Here is a 25,633-nt window from a genome sequence, read left to right as displayed (position 1 = left end):
ACGAATAAACAATATTGAAAAGCATTAAATATACGGTATATGTACGAATGTTATTATGAATAGCCTTATAAATACATTGACTTTTTATAAGTCTAGTGGTAGTATTTATTTGCGGCTAATTAAAAAATTAAATATGCATCCATATAATCTTGATAATAGGGTTCGGGAGTTTCTACAAAAAGCCTTAAACTTTTTGGCTATGGGTAAATTTATAAATCATGAGGGTTAGGATTTCTTAACTCTCTCTGTTAAGCGCTCTATAAGTGAATTTACTCCATATTCATTTTGGAGCATTTTTAATTTTAGGCATTTAAGAATAAATAATAAGTCGAATTTTAATATGTTGATTTATTGACAAAAATAAACACATTTCAGCAATATTTCATACAAGATTAGCAATTATTGACAAATAAATCATGTAACATAAAATACAATAAATCAAATAATTGATTTATACTGATTACTAATTATAATTAATATTTTAGCATAAGACATCTTAAGGGAAATAATCGGTAAAAGATGTTTAATAATAAAGTGTGCAGAGAACCAAACAATTATATTTGTTTAGTCCAGCATAAGTAGTATAGGAGGAATTTATAAATGAAAGTTGCAATAATATTTGGAAGTAAATCAGATGTGGATAAGATGAAGGGTGCTGCTAAAGCTCTTAAGGAATTCGATATTGAATATAGAGTTCATATACTGTCAGCTCACAGAGTTCCAGAAAAATTAGCTCAGGTAATTGAAGATTTAGAAACTGAAGACTTTGATTGCATAATAGCAGGGGCAGGACTTGCAGCACATTTGCCAGGAGTAATTGCTTCACATACCACACTTCCAGTAATAGGAGTACCAATAAATGCAGCTCTTAACGGATTGGACTCACTTTTATCTATAGTTCAAATGCCAAAATCAATTCCGGTAGCTACCGTAGGAATAAATAATAGCTACAATGCAGGAATGTTAGCAGTTCAAATGTTATCTTTAAAATATCCAGAGTTAAAAGAAAAACTAATTCAATATAGAAAAGATATGAAAAGCAAATTTATAAGCGAAAATGAAGAAGGAGTGGAATTATAATGACAAAAAAAGAATTATTATACGAAGGAAAAGCAAAAAAGGTTTATGCTACTGATAAAGAGGATGAAGTTATAGTTTATTATAAAGATGATGCTACAGCTTTCAACGGAGTAAAAAAGGGACAGATAGAAGATAAGGGTGAATTAAATAACAGTATAACTTCAATGTTATTTGAACTTGTAGAAAAACATGGTGTAAAAACACATTTTATAGAGAAACTAAATGATAGAGAACAACTTTGCAAAAAAGTTGATATAGTTCCACTAGAAGTTATAGTAAGAAATGTAGCAGCAGGAAGTATGGCTAAAAGACTTGGGGTTGAAGAGGGAAGTCCATTAAAGACTACAGTATTTGAAATATGCTATAAGAATGATGATTATGATGATCCTTTAATAAATGATACTCATGCAGTTGCTTTGGGATTTTCAACTTTTGAGGAATTAAAGACTATATATGCCATGACTGATAAGGTAAATGAAATACTTAAGGAATTTTTCTTAAAACAAAATATTAAACTTATTGACTTTAAATTGGAATTTGGTAAAACTTCTAATGGAGAAATACTATTAGCAGATGAAATATCTCCAGATACTTGCAGACTTTGGGACGCAACAACTAATGAAAAACTTGATAAAGATAGATTTAGAAGAGATATGGGCAATGTAAAAGAAGCTTATGTTGAAATATTAAAGAGAATCGCAGGAAAATAAATTTTTAAGAGAGGGAGTTTACTGTGATAGATTTAGAACAAGATAAACTTAAAGAAGAATGTGGTGTTTTTGGAATTTTTTCAAATAAGAATATAGATGTATCGCATTTGACATACTATGGATTGTATGCACTTCAGCACAGAGGACAGGAAAGTGCTGGTATTGCAGTGTGCAATAATGGTAAGATTGATGTTCATAAAGGTATGGGGCTTGTAACAGATGTGTTTGATAATGATAGCTTAGACAAAATGGTTGGAAATTCTGCAATAGGTCATGTAAGATACTCTACTACTGGTGGGAGCTGTGCCAATAATGCTCAGCCTATAGTTAATGAATTTGAATTAGGTTCTATTGCTCTTGCTCACAACGGAAATCTTGTAAATACTGATATTATAAGAGAACTATTGCAGTATGGTGGAACTTCATTTGAAACTTCAATAGATACTGAAGTTGTACTGAAATTGATTGCTAAAAATGCAAAAAAAGGTATAGAAAATGCTGTAGCTGATGCAATTCAGGCTATTAAAGGTTCCTTTGCCATTGTTATTTTAACAGAGGATAAATTAATCGGAGTTAGAGATCCTAACGGTATACGACCTCTCTGCATAGGTAAATTTGATGATAATAGTTATGTAATGTGTTCAGAAACTTGTGCACTTGATGCAGTAGGTGCTGAATTTGTAAGAGATGTAAATCCCGGGGAGATTGTAATAATAGATAAAGAGGGAATCAGAAGCATAAATTTTGCAGAAAAGACTAAATGTGAAACTTGTGTTTTTGAGTATATATATTTTGCAAGACCGGATAGTGTTATAGATGGGATAAGTGTATACAACTCAAGAGAACTTGCAGGGGAAGAACTTTATAGAGAAGCTCCTGTAGAGGCTGATATAGTAATTGGTGTACCAGATTCAGGACTTGCAGCAGCTACAGGCTATGCCAAGGCTTCTGGAATACCCTATGGCATAGGACTTATAAAGAACAGATATGTGGGAAGAACCTTTATATCACCTACTCAGGAACTTAGAGAAAAAGCTGTTGCTGTAAAATTAAACCCTTTGAAGGTAAATATTGAGGGAAAAAGAGTAGTTATTATAGACGATTCCATTGTAAGGGGAACCACAAGTAAAAAATTGGTAGATATACTTAGAAAAGCAGGAGCAAAGGAAATTCATTTTAGAGTATCTTCTCCTATTATAAAATATCCATGCTATTTTGGAATAAATATAGCTTCCAGAAAAGAACTCATAGGTGGAAATAAGACTGTGGAAGAGATAAGAGAGTTTATAGGCGCAGACAGTCTTGCATATTTAAGCATAAATTCACTTTTAAAGAGTTTGGGTGAGAAAAATAATTTCTGCCTTGGATGTTTAAAAGGGGTATATCCTGTGTCAGCGCCAATGGAAGTTGACAAGGAAAGATTTGAAGTATAATTTTGAAAGGTTGTGTACTAATGGTAACTTATAAGGACGCTGGTGTAAATATTGAAGAAGGCTATGAAACTGTAAGCAAAATAAAGAACTATGCTAAAAAAACTTACACAAAGGATGTTTTAAATAATTTAGGTAGCTTTGCAGGAATGTTTGCTCTAGGGAATTATAAAAATCCTGTACTTGTTTCTGGTACAGATGGTGTTGGAACAAAGCTTGCCATAGCATTTAAGTTGAAAAAATATGATACAGTGGGTATTGACTGCGTTGCAATGTGTGTCAATGATATTTTATGTCATGGTGCAAAGCCATTATTTTTCCTTGATTATATGGCTTGTGGTAAGCTTTCAGCTGAGACTGCTTCACAAATCGTAAAGGGTGTATCTGAGGGTTGTCTTCAAGCTGAAAGTGCACTTATAGGTGGGGAAACAGCTGAAATGCCAGGATTTTATAAGGACGGAGACTATGATTTAGCAGGTTTTTCGGTAGGTATAGTTGAAAAAGATGAAATTATAGATGGAAGTAAAATTGAAGACAAAGACGTACTTATTGGAATTGCATCTTCAGGTGTTCACAGTAACGGTTTTTCACTTGTAAGAAAATTAGTACCTGATATAGAAATTGATTTTCATGGTAAAAAAATTGGAGAAGTTCTTCTTGAACCAACAAAGATATATGTAAAGCCTGTATTAAAGCTTATGGAGAAATTTGAAATAAGAGGTATGGCACATGTAACTGGTGGTGGTTTCTATGAAAATATTCCAAGAATGTTCAAGGGAGATTTTACAGCTGTAATAAATAAAAACAGCTATGAAGTTCCAGAAATATTCAAGTATTTAATGTCTCTTGGAGTAAAAGAAGAAGATATGTATAATACTTTTAATATGGGTATTGGTTTTGTATTATGCGTAAAGCAAGAAGATAAAGCTGCAGTAATAGATACATTAAAAGAATTTGGAGAAGAAGCCTTTGAAATTGGTTACGTTGAAGCAGGAGGCAAAGGTGTATGTTTAAAATAGCAGTGCTTATTTCAGGTGGAGGAACTAATCTGCAATCTATTATTGATAAAGTAAAGTCAGGATATTTGAATTGTAAAATTGAAATGGTAATCAGTGATAGTGAGAAAGCCTATGGAATAGAAAGAGCTAAAGAAAATAATATATATGCTATAGCTTTAAATAAAAAGCAGTATGGTGATAAATTATCCGATGAAATTTTAAAAGTTGTAGAGGAAAAAGGTGTAGACTTAATAGTTACAGCAGGTTTTCTATCCATCTTAAAAGGTGATTTATTAAAGAAATTTAAAAATAGGATAATAAACATTCACCCTTCTCTAATACCTTCTTTTTGCGGCAAGGGGATGTACGGGTTAAATGTACATAAAGCTGCAATAAGTTATGGGGTTAAGGCTTCTGGCTGCACCGTGCATTTCTTAGATGAAGGAACGGATACAGGGCCAATTATAATACAAAAGACTGTGCCAGTGTTTGCTGAGGATACTGCAGAAGTACTTCAGAAAAGAGTACTGGAAAAGGAGCATGAAGCTTTACCAGAGGCTATTAAACTTATAGCGGAAAATAAAGTTAAGGTTCAAGAGAGAAAAGTGTTCATAGAAAATAATTAATTTTAAGGTAAGATATAATAAATAGGGCATCTGAAAAGAACTTAGATTGAGTATATTCATACTGGTTATTTCTTTTATGATGCCTTATATTATCTGATAATTATGTACTTTAATATTCAATTGAAGTAACGGCCAAGTAAACAAAAAAAGTATTTAAAATATTTAATGGAGGTATTTAAATATATGATTAAAAGAGCATTAATCAGTGTATATAATAAGGATAAAGTACTTGATTTAGCTAAATTTCTTATTAAAAAAGATGTGGAAATAATTTCTACTGGCGGTACATACAAATATTTAAAAGAAAATGACATAGCTGTAACAGAAGTAGAGGAAGTTACAGGCTTTCCTGAGATGATGGACGGCAGAGTAAAGACGCTTCACCCTAATATCCATGGAGGTATACTTGCTATAAGGGACAATGCTCAGCATATGAAGGCTATTGAAGACAAGGGAATCAAGCCAATTGATTTAGTAGTAGTTAATCTTTATCCTTTCTTTGATAAAGTTCAGGAAGATTTAACTTTTGAAGAAAAAATTGAGTTTATAGATATCGGTGGCCCTACCATGATAAGAGCTGCTGCAAAGAATTTTCAAGATGTAGTTGTGCTTACAGATGTTAAGGATTATGAAGATGTAATAGATCAGATAGATAAAAATGGAGAAGTGGATTTTGAAAGCAAGAAAAAATTTGCCGGTAAAGTATTTAATTTAATGGCTGCCTATGATGCAGCTGTAAGTAGATTCTTATTGGGAGATGAAGTTTATCCGGAATATCTTAATATGTCTTACAAGAAATCTATGGATTTAAGATATGGTGAAAATCCTCATCAAAGTGCTGCTTACTATGTATCTACAGCTACAAATGGTGCTATGAAGGATTTTCAGCAGCTAAATGGTAAAGAACTTTCCTACAACAACATAAAAGATATGGATATAGCTTGGAAGGTAGCATGTGAATTTGAAGAACCTATGTGCTGTGCATTAAAACATAATTCACCTTGTGGTGCTGCCATAGCTGATAATATTCATGATGCCTATGTTCGTGCTTTTGAATGTGATCCTACTTCTATATTTGGTGGTATAGTTGCCGTTAATAAAAAATTAGACGCAGCAACAGCAGAAGAACTTGTGAAGATTTTCCTTGAAATAGTAATAGCCCCTGATTTCGATGAAGCTGCACTGGAAATTTTAAAGACAAAGAAAAATTTAAGAGTTATAAAGGCAGAGCACAAGCCACAGGATCATAGAGAGTATGCTAAAGTAGATGGTGGAATTTTAGTACAGAGTTCTGATGATAAGCTTATAGATGAATTGAAATATGTAACAGAGAAGAAGCCTACAGAAGAAGAATTAAAGCAGCTTTTATTTGGTATGAAAGTGGTGAAATATGTTAAGTCCAATGCCATACTAGTAGTTAAAAATGGAATGGCTAAAGGAATTGGCGGCGGACAGGTAAACAGAATATGGCCAACAATTGAGGCTCTTGATAGAGCAAAGGATGGTACCCTACTTGTATCAGATGCTTTCTTCCCATTTAATGATGTAGTAGAAGAAGCAGCTAAACACAATATAAAGGCAATAATACAGCCTGGCGGTTCTATAAGAGATCAGGATTCCATTGATGCCTGCAACAAACATGGCATAGCAATGGTGCTTACAGGAATAAGACATTTTAAACACTAAATTGAAGTGTAATAATATAAAATGAATTTTTACATTATATTAATCATTAATTAATGGTTACTTTGTAACTTTTAACAGTGAAGAATGCTTTTTCTTCGCTGTACTGGAAAATATTGCACCTCTGGGGTGTGATTTTTCCAATTAAGTATTATTTTTTATTAACGTAGAGGAAGTGAGAATTTGAAAATATTAGTTATTGGAAATGGTGGTAGAGAACATGCTATAGCATGGAAGATGGCATTAAGTCCTATTGTTGACAAGATCTATTGTGCACCAGGAAATGGCGGTACTCATCTTGAGAATAAGTGTGTCAATGTAAATTTAGATACTATAGATGAATTACTTACCTTTGCAAAAAAAGAAAATGTAGATTTAACTTTTGTGGGACCAGAAGCAAAGCTGGTGGAAGGCATTGTAGATGTATTTAAGGAAAATGGATTAAAGATATTTGGGCCATCAAAAGCTGCGGCAGAGCTTGAAGGAAGTAAGGCTTTCGCTAAAGAATTTATGAAAAAGTACGGAGTTAAAACAGCAGCTTATGAGGTTTTTGATAGAGTAGAGGAAGCTCTTAACTATACTGAAAAATGTCCTTATCCAATAGTTATTAAAGCTGATGGCCTGGCTGCAGGTAAAGGTGTAGTTATATGTGCTACAGCTGAAGAAGCGCAGAATACACTAAAGGACTTTATGGTAAATGATGTATTTAAGGGTTCCGGTAAAAAGGTAGTTATGGAAGAATTCCTTGATGGAGTAGAAGCTTCTATTCTTTCTGTTACAGATGGTAATGTTATAGTACCTTTTATATCAGCTAAGGATCATAAGCAGATTTTTGATGAAGATAAGGGTCCTAATACTGGAGGTATGGGAGCGATTGTACCAAATCCTTATTGCAATGAACGTGTACTGAAGGAATTTAATGAAACCATGTTAAAACCTACTCTTTGTGGAATAAAAGAAGAACATATGGATTATTGTGGTGTTATCTTCTTTGGCCTCATGATTACTAAAAAAGGTACATATTTACTGGAATACAATGTAAGAATGGGTGACCCTGAAACTCAGGCAGTATTGTCACTTTTAGAAAGTGATTTCACTGAAATTGTACTTGCTGCAATAGATGGAAAGCTTAAGGACGTTGAAATTAAGTGGAAAAAAGGTGGTGCTTGTTGTGTAGTACTAGCTTCTAAGGGCTATCCGGGAAGTTATGATACAGGTAAAGTTATTGATATTAAAGAAGCAGAAAATAAAGTATTTGTAGCAGGAGCTAAATACGAAGACGACTCCTTAAAAACTTCTGGAGGAAGAGTTATGTCAATTGTATCTACTGGAGACACAGTAGAAGAAGCTATTAAGAATACTTATGCAGATATAAAAAATGTAAGTTTTGATGGTATGTATTTTAGAAAAGATATAGGTACACTATATAGATAAGATAGAATATCAATTATTTGATGTGCTATCCATCTCCAATCCTCTATAGGAAGGAGATGGATAGCATATTAGGTTAAAATTGAAAAATAGTATTCAGAATAACTTCTGAATACTATTTTTTTGCTGTGTTAAAAAAATTGTCTATTATTTTTTCTGACATACGTATGTTCATATTGGCTTCTGCTATAAGGGACAGAACCATGAGTACTAATTCATTTTTACTATTATCACCGTTGTTTTTATTTTTTAATTTATTTTTGGATCTATCTAAAAGTGTATAGAAGTATTCACTAAATTTATTTTCATTTTCTCTTTTAATTTCCAAAAAAGTATCATACAAATTTTCTATAGAGATAAGTTCTTTATTATCTTTTTGCATATCTTCTAATAGCGGATTAAAAACTTTTCCTATATCAGCTAAAGAGAGGCTTTGCTTTAAATTATATATCATAGATAATAAGATTATCTGTTCCTTAGTATATTTTTTACTCTTTACAGGAGGAAAAATTTTAGCTTTAGCATAGTTATTGATCATGGTCTTAGTCATTATCTTATCTTCTTCATTTCTTTTAAGAGGATGGAGTTTATTTTCAAATAAAGTTGTCACCTGATCCATGTATAAATCAATATTTGGTATATCATCAAGAGTTAGTTCATTAAACTCAGTAAGTTCAGAAACAAGGGCATCTAAGTTTTTATCGTTATTTGCGTCCAAGTAAATCACCTCTAGTCTATTATATAGTATTTATTACTATGAAGCTAGGTTTTATAAACAGAATTCTATATTTACATTACTTATTAATTAAAGAAAATATAATAAAAAAATTAGATTTATGGAGATAATAAGATATAAAGTCTATAAAATTTGACTATATTATCTATAAAGGGTATTGAAATATAAGTATAATACAACTACAATAATAATATAATAATATATAGTATTAAAAACTATGTTATGAATATATAAATATAAAGGAGTGAGTGCTGTGTTTGCAAAGTTTAGAGAACCCGTTAGTGGATTAACACATTTATTTGGAGTAGGTATTTCTATAGTGGGGCTTATTATCTTAATTAATTATACTTTAAGGTTAAATAATTTGGCTCATATAACTGCTTTTGTTGTATTTGGTGTAAGTTTGATATTGCTTTATAGTGCAAGTTCTGTTTATCATTTAGTTTCTGCCTCACAAAAGGTAATTAAAGTACTGAGAAGAATAGATCATTCTATGATATATGTTTTGATTGCAGGCAGCTATACACCTATTTGTTTAATAGCGTTAAGAGGAAAATTAGGGCTGACTATATTGGCTATAATATGGTGCCTAGCTATATTTGGTATACTGGTTAAGAATTTTTGGTTTAACGCACCTAGATGGCTTTCAACGTTCTTTTACATATTCATGGGTTGGCTTGTAATTGTAGCAATTTTTCCTCTGGCAAAAGTACTCACTGGTATTGCTCTAACTTGGCTTGTAGTAGGTGGAATCTCCTATACTATAGGCGGTATAATATATGGTCTTCAACTTCCAAAGATGAAAAATAAATATTTTGGTTCTCATGAAATATTTCATATTTTTGTACTGATAGGAAGCTTCTGTCATTATTGGCTTGTACTTAAGTATGTAAGTATCATGTAACAAAATTTAACTTATATAAAAAAATGGTTTTGAAACAAAAACAGCTTTTCAGTATTATAGAAAAAGTGTTATAATATAATTCATAGGTGATGGAGTTCGCCTTTAAATGCTTGAATGCTGATGACTCCTACAGGTTCTTTAATATCTGTAGGAGTTTTTTGTACGTTCAGCTAATTTTAAATTTAGAAGGGAGAATTTAACTTGAAAAAATACATATATGTAGGTTGTTTTGGTTTTTTGGGAGCTATACTGAGGTTTGCCATAAAAAATATAAAATTTGAAAACTATAACGGGCAAATACCTATAAATACACTTATTATTAATGTAACTGGCAGCTTCTTTTTAGCACTTATATTTGGTGTTACTATGGAGAGATATAAGATAAAAGAGGAAGTTAAACTGGGTATTACTACTGGACTATTAGGTACTTATACTACTTTCTCTTCTCTGTGCAAAGAGGAGATTAATTTAATTGCAAAAGGAGAATACTATTCTGCTTCCATGTATATTTTCTTATCCTTGTTATTAAGTGTTATAGCTATATATGCTGCTACTACAATATCAAAATTCATTGGAAAGAAGAATGAAGAGATCACAGAGGAATATAAGGCATTATAAGATAGGAAATGGAGGTTTTTAAATGGAATATATATTAGTTGGATTAGGTGGAATTTTTGGAAGTCTATCTAGATATAAATTAGGTAAAATGGTATCTGCAAAATCTAAAAGTAGATTTCCTACAGGAACTTTTCTAATAAATATAACAGGTGCCTTTTTACTAGGATTTCTTACTGCAAAAAATCCAAATAATCAAATATATAGTTTTCTTGGTGATGGTTTTTTAGGGGCCTATACAACTTTTTCTACATTTATGTATGAGGGATTTTCGCTGTTCAATAATAATAAAAAACTCAATGCTGTATTTTATATAGCTATTTCTCTTATAATAGGGATAATAGGCTATTTTGCAGGATATAGCTTAGGGAGACTAAATATATAAAAAATATAAGAATCTGATATAATATTATATATTGAGATTAACTATTTATTATGGGGAGGACAAAAAATGAGATTCGTTACTTATGTAAAAGAAGGACAGGAAAGTATAGGAGTCTTAAAGGATGATTATATTGTAGATTTTCAGTACATATTTAAAAATATTGGAGAAGAAAATCAACCTAAAACTATGATAGAATTTATTAGATATGCAGATGGTAATAAGTTAGAGAAAATAAATGAATTTTTAAAGAGAGATAATTTGTCTAATATTGCCTTGAGCAGTGTAAAAATATCTGCGCCTATACCATATCCTGAAAGAAATGTATTTTGTCTTGGAAAAAATTATGTAGAGCATGCAAAAGAGGTTAAAATAACTAGGATAACAGGAACAGATGTGCCAGAGAATCCTATATATTTTACTAAGGTTGCCTCTCCGGCTATAGGACAAGGTGATAGTATAAAATTTTCTACAAAGGTTACGCAGCAGGTAGATTATGAAGCTGAACTTGCTATTATAATAGGAAAAGATGGTTCAAACATAAAAGAAGAAGAGGCAGAGGATTATATATTTGGCTATACTATAGTAAATGATATTTCAGCTAGAGATCTTCAAGGAAAACATACTCAGTGGTTTAAAGGAAAAAGTTTGGATACTTTCTGTCCTATGGGACCTGCTATTGTACACAAAAGTGAAATACCATTTCCTGTGGAACTAAACATAGGCTCTAAAGTAAATGATGAATTAAGACAGAATTCTAATACTAAAAAGCTTATTTTTAATATACCATATATCATAAGTGATTTGTCCAAAGGGCTAACTTTAAAAGCAGGAGACATAATAGCTACAGGCACACCTAGTGGAGTGGGTATGGGCTTTGATCCTGTAAAGGTACTTAAAGATGGAGATATAGTAGAATGTTTTATTGAGAATATAGGCAGCTTGAAAAATAAAGTGGTGGAAATTTAAAATAGAATAACTAATTAAGATACTAGTATAAAAAATTTTTACTAAATTTGCAGTTTGATTTTTATAAGCATAGAAAAATAATAAGGCTATCTCTAAAGTGCATATTAGTACATTTTAGGATAGCTTATTTTAATTATTTTCATAAGTATTCAGAGCTTCTAAAATTTCATTTCTTGGAAGATTACCTTTTATTAAATCCTCATTACTTTTGTTTAGAAGTTCCAAGTAAAATTCTTTAAGTTCATTCTCTGTAAAATCTTTGTTATCAGCATCTTTTACAAGTTCATATAGATGATCTTCGGCTTTAGAAAATGCTCCTAAAGATTTATAAAAATTAAAGAGTTTTTTCTTATCTTCTGATGTGGTCTCAAAGTTTTCAACAGCATCACCAATTTCCAGTGAGAGCTCTTTATAGCCTTCTAATTCACACTCCAGCTTTAGTGTAAATATAGCTGAAACTAAATTAAAAGCCTTTGAATATCTGAAATAGGCTTCATTATATTTTTCTTCGTTATAAAAAATATTCCCCTCTTCAAATAGAAGTGCAGCAGCAATGGCACATTGTATCCCTTGAATTTCATCATTTTTTTTCATAAGATTTAGTAAATCTTTTTCAGAAACAGAATTTACAAAACTTGAACTAAATCCAAGAAATCTTTTGAAAGCTGTATCAATTAGAGAGAAAGCTTCCAATTTTAAGGTTTTTAAATTTTTTATCTGCTTTACAAGAGAAAGGAATTCTTGGGAGATTTTAGCACTATAGTCATCTTTTATCAAGTATAACACCTCGATTTCTAAGTTTTTATTTATTGTATTATGGTCTATAATAAATATTATAATGAATATGCTTAATTTGTAAAATAAATATACTGTGAATTTTATGGAATATGTTATATCTGACTATTCGTAGCTTTGTTATACATAATAAATGTGATAATATATACTTTAGTATTATGCCAAGGTATATTCAAATAAATAACTAATCAGTATGTTAGCTTATTTCCTTATGCCTGAGTTTTATTTAAATAAATGAAATCCTGGATTGGAGAAGTGATTAAATTATGGAAAGATTGCTTATATTAGATGGCAATAGTCTTATGAACAGAGCTTTCTATGCAATACCTGCCCTTAATAATGCAGAGGGCTTAAATACAAATGCTATTTATGGTTTTATAAATATGTTATTTAAAATGAGAGAGGAATTAAAGCCTGATTACATAGTCACAACCTTTGATAAAAAAGCTCCTACTTTTAGACATAAGGAGTACAAAGATTATAAGGCTGGAAGGAAGAAAATGCCGCCAGAGCTTGCAGAACAATTTCCAGTAGTTAAGGAACTTCTAGAAAAGCTGGCTATAAACATATTTGAAATTGAGGGATTTGAAGCAGACGATTTGATAGGAACCCTGGCTTCCTTTTCAAGAGATCGTGGAATAGAAGTTTATATAGTTACAGGGGATAGAGATGCACTTCAACTGGCAGAGGATAATGTAAAGATAGTTATAAATAAAAAGGGTATGACGGAAAAGGAAATTTATGATAAGGCCAGAATGCTTCAGGACTATGGTGTTACTCCTAAGCAGTTTATAGATGTAAAAGGACTTATGGGTGACAGCTCAGACAACATTCCTGGAGTACCTGGCATTGGAGAAAAAACGGCTCTTAAGCTTATAAAAGAATATGGCAGTGTGGAAAATGTTCTTATGAACATAGAAAATATAAGTGGAAAAAAGATTAAGGAAAATCTCATGGAGTATAGGGAACAGGCAGTATTCAGTAAGAAGTTGGCAACTATAATTACCAGTGTTCCAATAGAAATAGATTTAGAGGCTATAAAATCAAAAGACAGTTTTGATGTAAAAGCTGTAAGGGAAATGTTTTTAAAGCTTGAATTCAAAAGTCTCATGAATAAAATTCCTGATTCAGAGCAGGAAGAGGATGTAATTGAAGTAAAAGTGGATTATAAAGTGGTGGATACCATAGAAGGAATTAAAAGTCTGGCCTCTTCATCAAAAGACACTATGTATCTTCTGTTTGAAAATGAGAATGAGAATGTATATTCTAAAAGTGCTATAAAGAAAATATATGTGAATCTACAGGATAAAAACTATATAATTGACTATGATCAGATTTTTAAAACTGACTCAGAGGAATTGAAACTAATTTTAAAATCGGTTTTTGAGAATGAAGAAATAGATAAAATAATTCATGATGCTAAAATATCTTATACTATACTTGATAAAATAGGCATTTCATTAAAGGGGCTGATTTTTGACACAAAAATAGCGGCTTATCTTATTGACCCCGCTAAAAGCGAATATAAATTAAATGGCTTAATAAGGGATAGCTTAAATATAGATATAAAGGATGAAGATGAGCTCCTTAGAGTAAAAGAAGTGCAATATCTAAAAGCTATATATGAAGATTTAAGTGCAAAGATTAAACTTTTAAATATGGAAGAACTATTTTACACTGTGGAAGAACCATTAATAGAAGTACTTTCTGCTATGGAAGGTAGGGGCTTTAAGGTTGACAGGGTAAAGCTTAATGAATTGGGAGAGCAATTCAGTGAAAAAATACAGCAGACTCGGGAGGAAATCTATAGTATTTCTGGAGAGGAGTTTAATATAAGCTCTCCAAAGCAGCTTGGTAAAATTTTATTTGAAAAGCTTGATTTACCTGTGGTTAAAAAGACAAAAACAGGTTATTCCACCAATGCAGAAGTACTGGAAAAGTTAAGGGATAAGCATCCTATTATAGATAAAATAACTTATTATAGACAGCTTACAAAATTGTATTCTACTTATGTGGAGGGTTTAAAAACTGTTATTGATGTGGATGATAAAATACACTCTAGCTTTAATCAAACAGTTACAACTACGGGAAGACTTTCAAGTACAGAACCTAACCTTCAGAATATACCTATAAAACATGAAATGGGAAGAGAGATAAGGAAAGTATTCATACCTGACAGTTCTGAATGTGTAATTTTGTCTGGAGATTATTCGCAAATAGAACTAAGAGTGCTTGCTCATATTGCCGATGATGAAAATCTAATAAACGCCTTTAAACATCATAGTGATATACACACTAAAACTGCATCAGAGGTATTTAATGTGCCAATTGAACAGGTGACACCACTTATGAGAAGTAATGCAAAGGCAGTTAATTTTGGTATAGTTTACGGCATAGGAGATTTTAGTCTTGCACAAGACCTTAAAATAACAAAAAGTAAAGCGAAAGAATATATAGATACCTATTTTGCAAGATATCCTAATGTAAAAAAATATCTGGAAGATATTGTTGTTAAGGCAAAGGAAGAACTATATGTTACAACTATATTAAATAGAAGAAGATATATTCCAGAAATAAAGGCAAGAAATAAAATGGTAGCTTCCTTTGGTGAAAGACTTGCCATGAATACCCCTATACAGGGAAGTGCAGCAGATATAATTAAACTTGCAATGGTAAAGGTATATGAAAGACTTAGGAAGGAAAAATTAAAGAGCACTATTATACTTCAGGTTCATGATGAACTTATTTTGAACGTATATAAGGATGAACTAGAGAAAGTAAAAAAACTGGTTAAGGATGAAATGGAAAATGCAATAGAATTAAAGGTTCCATTAGAAGTAGATATAAATATAGGGGAAACATGGTACGAAGCAAAATAATGAATTAAGAATTGAGGATGATGGGTTATGTTAAAGGTAGGACTTACAGGCGGTATTGGAAGTGGAAAGAGTACTGTGGCCAGAATGTTTAAGGAAAGATCTATTCCAGTGATAGATGCGGATGTTGTTGCAAGAGAAGTTTTAAATCTGTATCCTGAACTATTGGAGGAGATAAAAAATGAATTCGGCAGTGAGTTTTTTGATGAAGACGGAAGGCTCTTAAGAAGAAAATTAGGAGATTACGTATTTACCTCGGAAATTAAAAGAAAGAGACTAGAGGAAATTATAATGCCCTATATAAAAAAGGATATATTTAAGCATATGAAGCTATATGAGGATCTAAAAGAAAATATATGTATTCTAGATGCTCCAATTTTAATTGAAACAGGTATAAATAATGATATGGATATTAATGTTTTAGTATGGGTTGACAAGGAGACTCAAATTAAAAGAGTTATGGACAGAGATAAGATGAGTTTAGATCAGGTAATGAACAGAATAAATGCACAGATGCCCTTAGATGAAAAGAAGAAGCATGTAGATATTGTAATAGATACCAGTGTTGATATAGATTATACTGAGACTCAGGTTAAAAAATTGTTGACATCGCTAGATATATTATAGGAGGAAAGAATGAGAGGAAAAAGTTTGCTGCTTACATTTATAGTAGTAGTGATAATTATTATAGCAGCATTAAATGTAAAAACAATAGGTAGACATTATTATCCTATAAAATATTCTAAATATATATATGAATATTCTAGTAAGTATAATTTAGATCCCTATTATGTGGCAGCTATTGCAAAAACAGAAAGCAATTATAATCCAAATGCTAAATCAAATAAAAATGCCTATGGAATAATGCAAATAACTCCGGAAACAGGAACGTGGGCAGCGGAAAAAATGGGCCTCAAAGATTTTAGCACTGAAAAGCTCTATGATCCTGAATATAACATAAGAATGGGATGCTGGTACTTAAATAATCTAAAGCAAGAATTCAGTACTTGGGATTTGGTAGCAGCTGCTTATAATGGCGGCAGAGGAAACGTTAAGTCCTGGTTAAACAATATGGAACATTCAAAAGATGGAAAAAATCTTCATTATATACCATTCCCAGAGACAGACAAGTATGTAAAGAAAATAAGGGTGAATTATAACATATATAAGTGGCTGTATAGTAATGAGTAGTTTGAAAAGAAGCTTTTAAATTAATATTATCAATGAATCTTACTTGGAGGGAGTTTGTACTCCCTTCAAGTTTAGATGAATTATCCAGGGACGTGTCGCTGTTATCTTCACCTTTAAAGGTTGGAGTATTACAGCGACTAGTCATCGGATAAATAACTTAAAGATGAACTTTAATACTGAAATATAAAGTATTGAAGCTCATTTTTAAATTTCAAGTGAATTTTTCAGGATATCAATGAAGCTTACTTGTGGATAAATTAAATGGAATTATACCTTCAAGATTAAATAATTTATTATTTATAAAATGCTTCAATTAAAATATTTTTGTAATTGATTACATAGAATAATATGGTATAATTTTAGATAGGGTTGGTAAATAACTAGTTAGAACGCGGATCTATTTTTGACTTACTATTTATTTTTTTATAACTAAATAAATAATAAAGGGGAAGAATTATGAAGAAAGCAATATTTTTTGATATAGACGGAACATTAATAGACTGCTTAAAGGGTATAAATGAAATTAGTCCAAGAGTAAAAAAATGTATTAAGACATTACAGAATGAAGGAAATTATGTTTTTATTGCAACAGGTAGACCCTATGCATTTATATATAAAGAACTACTAGACTTTGGTTTTGATGGCTTTGTACTCACCAATGGAGCACAAGTAATAGTTGAAAACAAATCAATATATAAACAACAAATTAATAAAAATTTTGTAAAGAAATTAATTTATGACTTTGAAAAATTTGATGTCCAATATATATTGCAAGGAGAAGTATATTCATATATAAAGGAAAAGTATAGAGAGTTATATTCATATTATGATAGTTTCTATATACCTAGGAAATATATAAAAAGTGAATATAATATTGATGATATCGCTACCTATAAGATAGAAATGTTGTGTAAAAATAAAGAAGGGACAGACTATTGTCTATCACTGGAAAATGAAGAATATGATTATATTCATAATTCCTCACCTAACGTTTTTGAATTTTATTCTAAAAAAGACACAAAAGCATCTGGAATAATAAAAGTATTAGAGCATTTAAACATTCCAATAAATAATAGCTATGCCTTTGGAGACGGTAAAAATGATATAGAAATGCTAAAAACAGTTGGGTGTGGAATTGCTATGGGAAATGCTAGTGACCAAGTGAAAAATTATGCTAAAGAAGTAACCGATGAAGTTGAAAATGATGGAATAGCAGTAGGTATAGAAAAATTTATATTAGATAGAAATATATGAAATTGATATTGATTATAATCTTCAATTCTGTATGTAACCTAGAAAACCATTTATAAATACTGCACAATAAAAATAATTAGTCTTTTAAGTTGAAAAAATTATTTCCATAGTAGTTAATTTTATGTGCAAAGATATTGTATGCTTTATTAACTATGATCTAGTTAGGCTTTGAAAATTAATCCCATAGATAAAAAACTATTGACTAAAGTAAATCTATATAATATAATTTATACCATGGTTGTTTACAGTAGGCGGACAGACTATGTAATTAAGATAGTTGTTATTAGTAAAAATCATAGGAAATTTAATATAAGCGAGAGTGCTGGAACTGGCAGACAGGCTACTTTGAGGGGGTAGTGTCCATAGGGTGTACGGGTTCAAATCCCGTCTCTCGCACCAAAATGTATAATAAAATCATGAAATATGCATATAATAATGCTTATTCTGTGATTTTATTTTTTTGGAGGAGAAATGAGTAGTAAAAGAAGAGCCTATGGATATGTTAGATTATCTAATGATGGAGATAAAAATCAAAATTCACTACAAAATCAAAAGAGGATTCTTACAGATTATGCAGAAAACAATGGATATAATTTAATTAAAATTTTTGAGGATAATAATGTATCAGGAACGAATTTTAATAGAAAAGGAATAGAAGAATTAATAAAAGAAGTAGAAAATGGAGAGGTAGATATTGTTCTTACTAAGGATTTATCAAGAATAGGAAGAAACAAGGTTTATTCTTCAATTTTTTTAGAATATCTAAGGCGATTAAATGTCAGGGTTATATCTATAACAGAAGGTTTTGATAATTTTAATGATAATGATTACATGCTAATTAACTTTAAACAAATGTTAAATGAACAATATGTTGAAGATATCAGTAAAAAAATAAAAGCTGGTTTTAAACAAAAGCAAAAGGATGGATTAGTTATAATACCACCATTTGGATACAAGAAAGATATAAAAACAAAGGAAATAGAAATAAATCATGAATGTGCTGAAATTGTGAGAAAAATATATAATTTATATATTGATGGTAATGGAATAAAAAAAATAGCTTTGTTATTGACTTTACAGGGTATTCACACGCCATCTTGGTATCAGAAACAAATATATGGTAAAGTATATCAACCAGGGAAAAAATGGATTGGAAAAGATCTATGGAGTGATAGAACTATTTCAACAATACTTGAAAATGAAGCTTATATAGGGATTTTAAGATGTGGAGTATCAGAAAGATCCGTAATTTATAGATATAAGAAAAGATTACCAAGAGAAGAACATATTATTCACAAGGGATTTTATCCATCTATAATAACAGATGAGATATGGGGAAAAGTTCAAGATATAAAGAAAAATAAATCGAATAATAAGGATAAAAACATTCAAAACTTAAGAAGGCACAAATACGCAGGATTATTAATATGTGGAGATTGTGGAGCTAGTTTTGTAGCTAAGAATCGATCTTATAATGACAAAAAATATGTTGAGTATGTGTGCAATGCTTATCACAGATATGGAAATAATGTTTGTTCTTCTCATAGGATAAAAGAAAAAGATATAGATATTATGTTATGTAATTATTTAAAAAGTGTGAAGAATATTGTGAAGAAAAATGTTTTTGAAATAGCTGATTTTATTGAAAATTTTGATGATGAAAAAATCAATTATTCTAAGGAAATTTATAAAATACAATATGAAGTAACAAATTTTAAAAATGAAATAAAAGAGTATGCTAAACAGCTTGCGAGAAATTTAATTACAGAAGATTTGTTTAAAGAACTGACAAAAGAGAACAGTGAAAAAATTTTATTATTAGAAAAACAAATAGATAGCTTAGTAGATATTAATAAAATAAGTAAAGATGCAAAGCTATTACTAAAACATATGATAGTTTTGTTAGACAAAATTTTAGAAAAACAGGAAATTAATAATGAGGATATACAAATATTGATTAATAAAATTTCAATAAAAGACAATAAAGATGGGATGTTAGGCTTTCAAGTAAAACTGAATAATCCATTGGAAAAGAATGCAAGCTTGTTTGATATTTTTACTAAAGTAAATAGCTAATGATAAATGTATTTAGGAAGAATATACTAATATGGAACTGCATAGTTTTAGGTTGTAAAATGTATCTAGGAAATTAATTAATATGTGATATACTGTAGACAGTAATGAGAAAGCTTGCTTGAGAGGAGTGTTTTGAATGAAATGGGAAGAAGTAAGAAAAATCTATTCTGAAAAATGGATATTATTCGAAGCTTTAGAGGCACATTCTGAAGCAGGAAAAAGAGTTGTTGATGATCTTTCAGTTGTCAATGTTTTTGAAAAAGGAAATGACGCATTGAAAGAATATGCTGAAAAGCGTAAAAAGGATAAAAATAGAGAGTTATATGTTTACAGTACAAATAATAAGGAACTATCTATAGAAGAAAGAAGCTGGATTGGAGTACGAAAAAATGGTTGAACTTCAATTGAAATATGGGCTACCGTTTTGTAATGTAAAACTAAACTATAAGGGTAAGGAAGTAATACTTAACGATATTCTATTGGATACTGGCTCTGGTGGAACAGTATTTAAATTTGATTTATAATGAAGGTCAGCTATGTGAATCTTGCACATCCCTTGGTATAATGGAGGTAGTGGTGTGCATTTTTAGGATGGGGTGTGCACTTTTTAGCAGTAATTAAATAGAAGTTTATTGATTTTATACTTCAAGGAGTGGAGGTTATACATAATGGCCAATAATGGTAAATTTTTATATGTAAGAAAGGTAACAAATTTTAACTTTAGAGTATATGTTTGAATAAACTGCTCACGTGGAATGTGTGATACAGCTATATTTTAACGAGAAGCATTAAAAACAATGAGTTTGATAGTGGTTAGGATATGTTAAAGCAGACAATAAACATATGGTAGTGTTGAGTGGGAAAATATTATGTTACTTTCTTACACAAGGCATGTGTAGCCGGTATTTACATTAAAAAGCACATTAAGAAGACTTGAATTAATTCTTAAGTAAGATTAATTAGAGGAGGATACATTATGAAAATTTCAAAAAAAGATGCGTTGATATGGTTTGAATTTTTTTCAATATTGCCAGAGGATGAGGAAATTATGACAAAACAACAAGAAATCATTTACTCTACCTTTGCACAGATTGAAGCAGCAATCGATAATAGAAATGATACGTTAATGTCGGAAATTAGAGGTTTGAAAACTTTGGAGAATAGAACTTTTTTTGTGGGAAATGAAAGCAAATTTTCTAAGGGATGTCGTTCTTGTCTGATGGGAACTGGGTTGAGTGCAATTAGGAAAACAAACCAATGTAACGTAGAGTGCAAGTTCTGTTATAATTATGGGGAATTAGATAATATTCCTCCAATTGGTGAAGGTATGTGGGAGATCGGAGACACAAAATTTTATGAGAAAGATATTGATTTACTTCTTTCCATACAACAGAAGCCCACTGGCATTTCCTATGTTTATTTAGAGCCATTCATGGAAATTGAAAAATACTATTCGATTATAAAGAAATTTAGTAATGCTCAAATTTATCAACATTTATACACAAATGGTACTTTAGCTACAGAAGAGACATTAAAAGCATTAGGTGAAGCCGGTCTTGACGAGATACGTTTCAACCTGGGTGCATCTAATTGTTCAGACAAAGTTATTGAAAATATTGGAATAGCGAAAAAATATATTAAAAATGTAGGTATTGAAACTCCAATGACTCCTGAGTTTTTCGAAGCATTTTTTAAGAAAAAGCAAGCAATCTTGGAGACAAAACTCGATTTTATCAATTGTGCAGAATTACATTTAAATGAGAATAACATAGACAATTATTATGAGGAAAATATGTATATTTCTAGACATGGCTATATATCTCCGATTTGGAGCAGGGAATTAACTCTGAAATTCATGAAGATAGCCGATGAAGAAAACTGGGATTTAGCAGTTCATGATTGCTCAAACCATACAAAATTTGCCAGAGATTTGAATTTGAGTAGCAAAGAGGGTAGGTGGTTCGGATCCAGTAATTATGGCTGTGAGTTTTCCAGGATACCATACGAAGTATTTTTACCAATACTGCGTGATGACAATTTTAAATTTTTAAGTGAAGAAGAATTGCCTGACGGCTATAAAGCAGGAGAGATGATTTTTTAGAGAGTCTTGTCATTTTGTTTTTCCTTAAAAAGCTAGAAACACTCCTATGAGAGGTTAGACACTAAATGTTGTTATCAAAATAGAAGCTCTAATGCAGATAAAATTCAGAGCTTTTAATTTATTTTCAAGAAATAATAATTTGCCGCCAAGGCCTTACTAGGTTCAAGCGGCATTATTTTTATCTTCTCAAGGCGTGTTGAGGCAGTGGTTCTGCTATATCGTAAATAGAAGCTGTAAAATACTAGGTTTGAGAAATTTAGAAATATATTCCCACAGACAAGAAAGTAGGATAAGGTTGAGAATGGGAACATTATGATACTTTCCTACACATGGCATGTGGAGTGCTTGGTAGGGCTATATAAAGTTTAAAAAAATTTAAATAATGAGTTTAATGTTTGTGTTACGGTTAAAAGAAAGATTTTATTTGAATTTATGTTGTTAACCATAAATGAAATTTTTACTATGATGTTTTTGTAGTGCAATTAGCTACTTCAAATTAGTATATAATCACATAATAATCACATAATAATTTGATATCTATTCCACAATTGTTAATTATAATTTTTATAAGATGCAATGTAGGAGGAATAAAAAATGAATTTTTTTACAAATATGAAATTATCTTATAAAATCAGTTTGCTTTCAATCACTTCCTTTATTTTTCTAATAGCCATAGGCTTTGTCTCCATAGGACAAATATCAAAGCTTAATTCAAAGATTATGGAATTAAACAATTCTAGAATGGTACCAATTATAGAATTAGAAAATATAAAATCAGACATTGAGTATATTAGGCAGCAATGTAATTCAATAATGGATGCAGCTGATTCTACCTCAAGTAAAAAAATACAGGATAATATTTCTGCACGAGAAAGTTCTGTAAAATCTAAATTATCAAAATATAAGGATGATACAGATTTTAAGACTTTAATTAGTAATTATAATAAATTTATAGAAGCCAAGAATACATTTATAAAAAATCAAAGTGAACGAGGTAATGAAAGTGCATCTGTACAAGCTGACGGGAACGGTAAAATAGCTGGTCCACCAACTGACATATCAAATCTTGATAAAACTAAAACTGATTTAACAGAATCTTTTGATAAGATTATTAATACACATGCTGCAGCTGCAAGGCAAAGTTACATTAATAGTGAAAAAGATTTTAAAATAATTATAATTGAATACATAGTTATAATGATAGTATGTCTGATAATAGCAATGATTTTATCCTTAGTAATAATAAGATCTATTGTTGAACCAGTAAAAAAGGTTACGAAAAAATTAAAAGAAGTTTCAGAAAACGATGGGGATTTGACTCAAAGAATAGGTTATAAAAGCAATGACGAGATAGGTCAATTAAGTATAAATTTTGATAGGTTTATGGATAAACTTCAATCTATTATTAGAGAAGTAATTGTTTCGACTGAAACTATTTCATCTTCAAGCAAAAGATTAAATAGGTCTACGTCAGTTAGTACACAAGCCTTAAGGAAAATATCCGATACTGTTATAGAAATAGCCAGAGGAACTTCTGATGGAGCAGCTGCAGTAGAAGAAACAACTGCAAGTCTTAGTGAAGCTGCAAATTTTTCAGAGGCAACTTCAAATTCAGCGAAAAACACTGCTTATAATAGTAAAAAAGCTGAAGAAGCAGCAGAAGATAGTGCTAAGAAAATAGTTGAAATTGTTTCTTCAATTACAGATATAGCAGATTCTTCAAAGGAAGTATTAATTACTATAAACCAACTAGATGAATCTTCAAAAAGAATAGAAGATATTATTAAAATAATAACATCTATATCACAACAAACTAATCTATTAGCTTTAAATGCAGCCATAGAAGCAGCACGTGCAGGTGAAGCTGGCAAGGGCTTTAACGTAGTCGCAGATGAAATAAGAAAATTGGCTGATGAAAGTAATAATGCTGCCCAAGAAATATCTGATTTAATTAAGGAAAATCAATTAAAATCAAATTCTGCAGTTAATTCAGCGAATGAGGTGGAAGAAAAAGTATCTGCAGGAGTAAAAAAAGCTTCAGAGATTGAAGAAAGTATAAAAAATATAATTAAAAATATAGAGGGTATTTCAAATGATATGAATCAAATTGATAATGCAAATGAGGAGCAGGCAAGAGGAACTAAGGAAATAGAAAAAGCTATTGCTGCTATTGCTAATGCTACAAATGAAATGGCACAAGATACTGAGAATATTAGTGTAAGTATAGAAGATCAACTAAGCACTATGACTGAAATAGAAAGAACTACAGAAAAATTATCTGAAATGGCAAAAACATTGAATAAAATTACTTGTGGATTTACAGTTTAAGTATTATTAGATAATGATAGGGTATTAAATATAGGGTATGGTGTGCTGAAATTGTCCCAGGCTACTTGAAGGACATGTTTCGAAGACGACGGGTTAAAGTTCCGACACATTCACCAAATTTAGACTACTCATGAGAATGGGACTGTACTTAGATTTTGATAAATTAAAACTATGTAAGTGCATTGGTAATCTATTAATCTCTTTTGCAATTCTTTTTATTTTAAATTTTATTTGTGATAAATATTTAAAAATTCCTCATTTATCTGCCATATTTATTGTATTGATTTTAATTCTTGTATTTGGAAATTTAATTTATATTAATACAGGTAATAGATTTATAAAGAAAGAATGAAAAGTTAATTCGTAATCATATTCTTATAATATGCAACAGTGAGACAATATGAACTAAATAAATATAAAGGATGGATTTGTACTGTCTTTTTTATTTATTGAATTTTGTAACCTTGCTAAATTTACTATTATCAAACTAAAGTGTATAATATTTCTATAAATAATAAGAGGGAGTGATTTGTGTGAGCGTTTTATACTATTTTTATAAATTTTCACAGATAGGGGAAGAAAGCTTTAAATTATAAAGTTAAAAATCCTCTATTTGATAGTATAGATAGCAATGGAGGATATAAAAAATGAATATATCAATTAGATTAGAAAATGAAAATGATTTTAGAAATGTAGAAAATATGATCAGAGAGGCATTTTGGGATGTATATAAACCTGGTTGTGATGAACATTTAATTATCCATAAAATCAGAAAGACAAATGCATTTATCAAAGAATTGGATTTTGTTGCATGTAATGAAGAAATAATTGTTGGCAATATAATTTACTCAAATGCAAAGGTAATTAATGAAAATAACGAGGAGTTTGAAATTCTATGTATGGGCCCTCTTGGGGTACTGCCTCCTTATCAAGGTAAGGGAATTGGAACTTTACTTATGAAACATTCTATTAAAGTTGCAAAAACATTAGGTTATAATGCAATTGTTATTTTTGGTAATTCAAACTATTATCATCGCTTTGGTTTTGAAAATGCTAGGAAGTATAATATTCAAACATCTTGGGGAGCTAATTTCGAAGAGTTCATGGTACTAGAATTATATGAAGGTTCACTGGAAGGAATCTCAGGTAAGTATTACGAAAATTCTGTTTTTGAAATAGATAAGGAAGAATTAAATGTTTTCGAAAAACAGTTTCTATATAAGGAAAAGCATATTACTGATACTCAATTGTAGTAGATATCAATAAATTATTAAATAGCTAATTTACATGCTTATAGAAAAGATAGTGGTAACTGAAACGGAAGAAGTAAGTAAATATAATATGCCAAAGCTGGATATTGAGATTAACTGGAATGCGCCGTTTATTATTTAATAGTCATGAAATTATGATATATTTTGGAACAAAATAGTAATTATTACAGTTCGATG

Annotated in this window: 24 protein-coding genes, 1 tRNA gene and 2 riboswitches; of the genes, 23 read left to right on the top strand and 2 right to left on the bottom strand. The window is 30.4% G+C overall.

From position 1 onward, the window contains the following. The first annotated feature begins 119 nt into the window (after positions 1 to 119). Positions 120 to 220: riboswitch (purine riboswitch) on the top strand. Positions 221 to 600: 380 nt separating this feature from the next. The 7 genes from purE to purD all read left to right on the top strand — a co-directional run bounded on the left by purE (position 601) and on the right by purD (position 7,961). After that, positions 601 to 1,080 (top strand): 5-(carboxyamino)imidazole ribonucleotide mutase, encoded by a 480-nt coding sequence (purE, locus tag ABF633_RS00685; protein ID WP_415521022.1) that lies wholly within the window; start codon positions 601 to 603, stop codon positions 1,078 to 1,080. Beyond that, positions 1,080 to 1,790, top strand: a complete 711-nt coding sequence (gene purC / locus ABF633_RS00680) for a phosphoribosylaminoimidazolesuccinocarboxamide synthase (protein WP_415521020.1) — start codon at positions 1,080 to 1,082, stop codon at positions 1,788 to 1,790. Before purE ends, purC begins: the two co-directional genes overlap by 1 nt. 23 nt (positions 1,791 to 1,813) lie before the next feature. After that, the gene (gene purF / locus ABF633_RS00675) at positions 1,814 to 3,223 is read left to right on the top strand and encodes an amidophosphoribosyltransferase (protein ID WP_415521018.1); all 1,410 of its coding nucleotides are present in this window, start codon (positions 1,814 to 1,816) and stop codon (positions 3,221 to 3,223) included. Positions 3,224 to 3,243: 20 nt separating this feature from the next. Continuing rightward, the gene (gene purM / locus ABF633_RS00670) at positions 3,244 to 4,239 is read left to right on the top strand and encodes a phosphoribosylformylglycinamidine cyclo-ligase (RefSeq protein WP_415521017.1); all 996 of its coding nucleotides are present in this window, start codon (positions 3,244 to 3,246) and stop codon (positions 4,237 to 4,239) included. Further along, positions 4,227 to 4,844, top strand: coding sequence for a phosphoribosylglycinamide formyltransferase (purN, locus tag ABF633_RS00665; protein WP_415521015.1), 618 nt, complete (start codon positions 4,227 to 4,229; stop codon positions 4,842 to 4,844). Before purM ends, purN begins: the two co-directional genes overlap by 13 nt. A 183-nt stretch (positions 4,845 to 5,027) precedes the next feature. Next, positions 5,028 to 6,530, top strand: coding sequence for a bifunctional phosphoribosylaminoimidazolecarboxamide formyltransferase/IMP cyclohydrolase (gene purH / locus ABF633_RS00660; RefSeq protein ID WP_415521013.1), 1,503 nt, complete (start codon positions 5,028 to 5,030; stop codon positions 6,528 to 6,530). Positions 6,531 to 6,710: 180 nt separating this feature from the next. Continuing rightward, positions 6,711 to 7,961 (top strand): phosphoribosylamine--glycine ligase, encoded by a 1,251-nt coding sequence (purD, locus tag ABF633_RS00655; RefSeq protein ID WP_415521011.1) that lies wholly within the window; start codon positions 6,711 to 6,713, stop codon positions 7,959 to 7,961. A gap of 112 nt (positions 7,962 to 8,073) precedes the next feature. On the opposite strand, the gene ABF633_RS00650 is transcribed toward purD, so the two are convergent. Further along, a complete protein-coding gene (locus ABF633_RS00650; RefSeq protein ID WP_415521009.1) occupies positions 8,074 to 8,676 on the bottom strand; it encodes a DUF1836 domain-containing protein in 603 nt (200 codons plus the stop codon). A gap of 271 nt (positions 8,677 to 8,947) precedes the next feature. Between ABF633_RS00650 and trhA the strand changes: the two genes are divergently transcribed. The 4 genes from trhA to ABF633_RS00630 all read left to right on the top strand — a co-directional run bounded on the left by trhA (position 8,948) and on the right by ABF633_RS00630 (position 11,564). Further along, positions 8,948 to 9,598 (top strand): PAQR family membrane homeostasis protein TrhA, encoded by a 651-nt coding sequence (gene trhA, locus ABF633_RS00645; RefSeq protein WP_415521007.1) that lies wholly within the window; start codon positions 8,948 to 8,950, stop codon positions 9,596 to 9,598. A 76-nt stretch (positions 9,599 to 9,674) separates the two neighbouring features. Next, a riboswitch (Fluoride riboswitch) is annotated at positions 9,675 to 9,735 on the top strand. Positions 9,736 to 9,799: 64 nt separating this feature from the next. Beyond that, positions 9,800 to 10,216 carry a fluoride efflux transporter FluC gene (locus ABF633_RS00640; RefSeq protein WP_415521005.1) on the top strand — a complete coding sequence of 139 codons (417 nt, stop codon included), beginning with the start codon at positions 9,800 to 9,802 and terminating at the stop codon, positions 10,214 to 10,216. A gap of 22 nt (positions 10,217 to 10,238) precedes the next feature. Then, positions 10,239 to 10,598: a fluoride efflux transporter CrcB gene (crcB, locus tag ABF633_RS00635; protein ID WP_415521004.1), complete on the top strand. Its 360-nt coding sequence runs from the start codon at positions 10,239 to 10,241 to the stop codon at positions 10,596 to 10,598. Positions 10,599 to 10,664: 66 nt separating this feature from the next. Continuing rightward, a complete protein-coding gene (locus tag ABF633_RS00630) occupies positions 10,665 to 11,564 on the top strand; it encodes a fumarylacetoacetate hydrolase family protein (RefSeq protein WP_415521002.1) in 900 nt (299 codons plus the stop codon). A gap of 129 nt (positions 11,565 to 11,693) precedes the next feature. On the opposite strand, the gene ABF633_RS00625 is transcribed toward ABF633_RS00630, so the two are convergent. After that, entirely contained in the window at positions 11,694 to 12,341 is a 648-nt protein-coding gene (locus ABF633_RS00625; protein WP_415521000.1) for a DUF6483 family protein, read from the bottom strand. Between the two features lie 284 nt (positions 12,342 to 12,625). On the opposite strand from ABF633_RS00625, the gene polA reads away from it, so the two are divergent. The 12 genes from polA to ABF633_RS00565 all read left to right on the top strand — a co-directional run bounded on the left by polA (position 12,626) and on the right by ABF633_RS00565 (position 25,438). Further along, positions 12,626 to 15,238 (top strand): DNA polymerase I, encoded by a 2,613-nt coding sequence (gene polA / locus ABF633_RS00620; protein ID WP_415520998.1) that lies wholly within the window; start codon positions 12,626 to 12,628, stop codon positions 15,236 to 15,238. Positions 15,239 to 15,265: 27 nt separating this feature from the next. Beyond that, entirely contained in the window at positions 15,266 to 15,862 is a 597-nt protein-coding gene (coaE, locus tag ABF633_RS00615) for a dephospho-CoA kinase (RefSeq protein WP_415520996.1), read from the top strand. Between the two features lie 9 nt (positions 15,863 to 15,871). Next, on the top strand, positions 15,872 to 16,426 hold the full coding sequence (locus tag ABF633_RS00610; RefSeq protein WP_415520994.1) for a lytic transglycosylase domain-containing protein: 555 nt from the start codon (positions 15,872 to 15,874) through the stop codon (positions 16,424 to 16,426). A gap of 456 nt (positions 16,427 to 16,882) precedes the next feature. Next, positions 16,883 to 17,680, top strand: coding sequence for an HAD family hydrolase (locus tag ABF633_RS00605; protein WP_415520992.1), 798 nt, complete (start codon positions 16,883 to 16,885; stop codon positions 17,678 to 17,680). Positions 17,681 to 17,993: 313 nt separating this feature from the next. Then, positions 17,994 to 18,079, top strand: a tRNA-Leu gene (locus tag ABF633_RS00600). Between the two features lie 72 nt (positions 18,080 to 18,151). After that, entirely contained in the window at positions 18,152 to 19,756 is a 1,605-nt protein-coding gene (locus ABF633_RS00595) for a recombinase family protein (protein ID WP_415520990.1), read from the top strand. A gap of 136 nt (positions 19,757 to 19,892) precedes the next feature. Next, on the top strand, positions 19,893 to 20,153 hold the full coding sequence (locus tag ABF633_RS00590) for a hypothetical protein (protein ID WP_415520988.1): 261 nt from the start codon (positions 19,893 to 19,895) through the stop codon (positions 20,151 to 20,153). Further along, positions 20,146 to 20,280, top strand: coding sequence for a hypothetical protein (locus tag ABF633_RS00585; protein ID WP_415520987.1), 135 nt, complete (start codon positions 20,146 to 20,148; stop codon positions 20,278 to 20,280). The genes ABF633_RS00590 and ABF633_RS00585 overlap by 8 nt, the downstream gene beginning before the upstream one ends. Positions 20,281 to 20,732: 452 nt before the next feature. Next, positions 20,733 to 21,857, top strand: coding sequence for a radical SAM protein (locus ABF633_RS00580; protein WP_415520985.1), 1,125 nt, complete (start codon positions 20,733 to 20,735; stop codon positions 21,855 to 21,857). Positions 21,858 to 22,451: 594 nt separating this feature from the next. Continuing rightward, positions 22,452 to 24,185 carry a methyl-accepting chemotaxis protein gene (locus ABF633_RS00575; protein WP_415520983.1) on the top strand — a complete coding sequence of 578 codons (1,734 nt, stop codon included), beginning with the start codon at positions 22,452 to 22,454 and terminating at the stop codon, positions 24,183 to 24,185. A 130-nt stretch (positions 24,186 to 24,315) separates the two neighbouring features. Then, positions 24,316 to 24,537 (top strand): DUF3784 domain-containing protein, encoded by a 222-nt coding sequence (locus tag ABF633_RS00570; RefSeq protein ID WP_415520981.1) that lies wholly within the window; start codon positions 24,316 to 24,318, stop codon positions 24,535 to 24,537. A gap of 295 nt (positions 24,538 to 24,832) precedes the next feature. Then, positions 24,833 to 25,438, top strand: coding sequence for a GNAT family N-acetyltransferase (locus tag ABF633_RS00565; protein ID WP_415520979.1), 606 nt, complete (start codon positions 24,833 to 24,835; stop codon positions 25,436 to 25,438). The last annotated feature ends 195 nt before the right edge of the window (positions 25,439 to 25,633 follow it).

This window comes from Clostridium sp., from assembly GCF_047718555.1.
Classification (GTDB): Bacteria; Bacillota; Clostridia; order Clostridiales; family Clostridiaceae; genus Clostridium_I.
The sequence above is the reverse complement of the archived record's forward strand: the minus strand, read 5'-3'. Positions and strand labels throughout refer to the sequence as shown.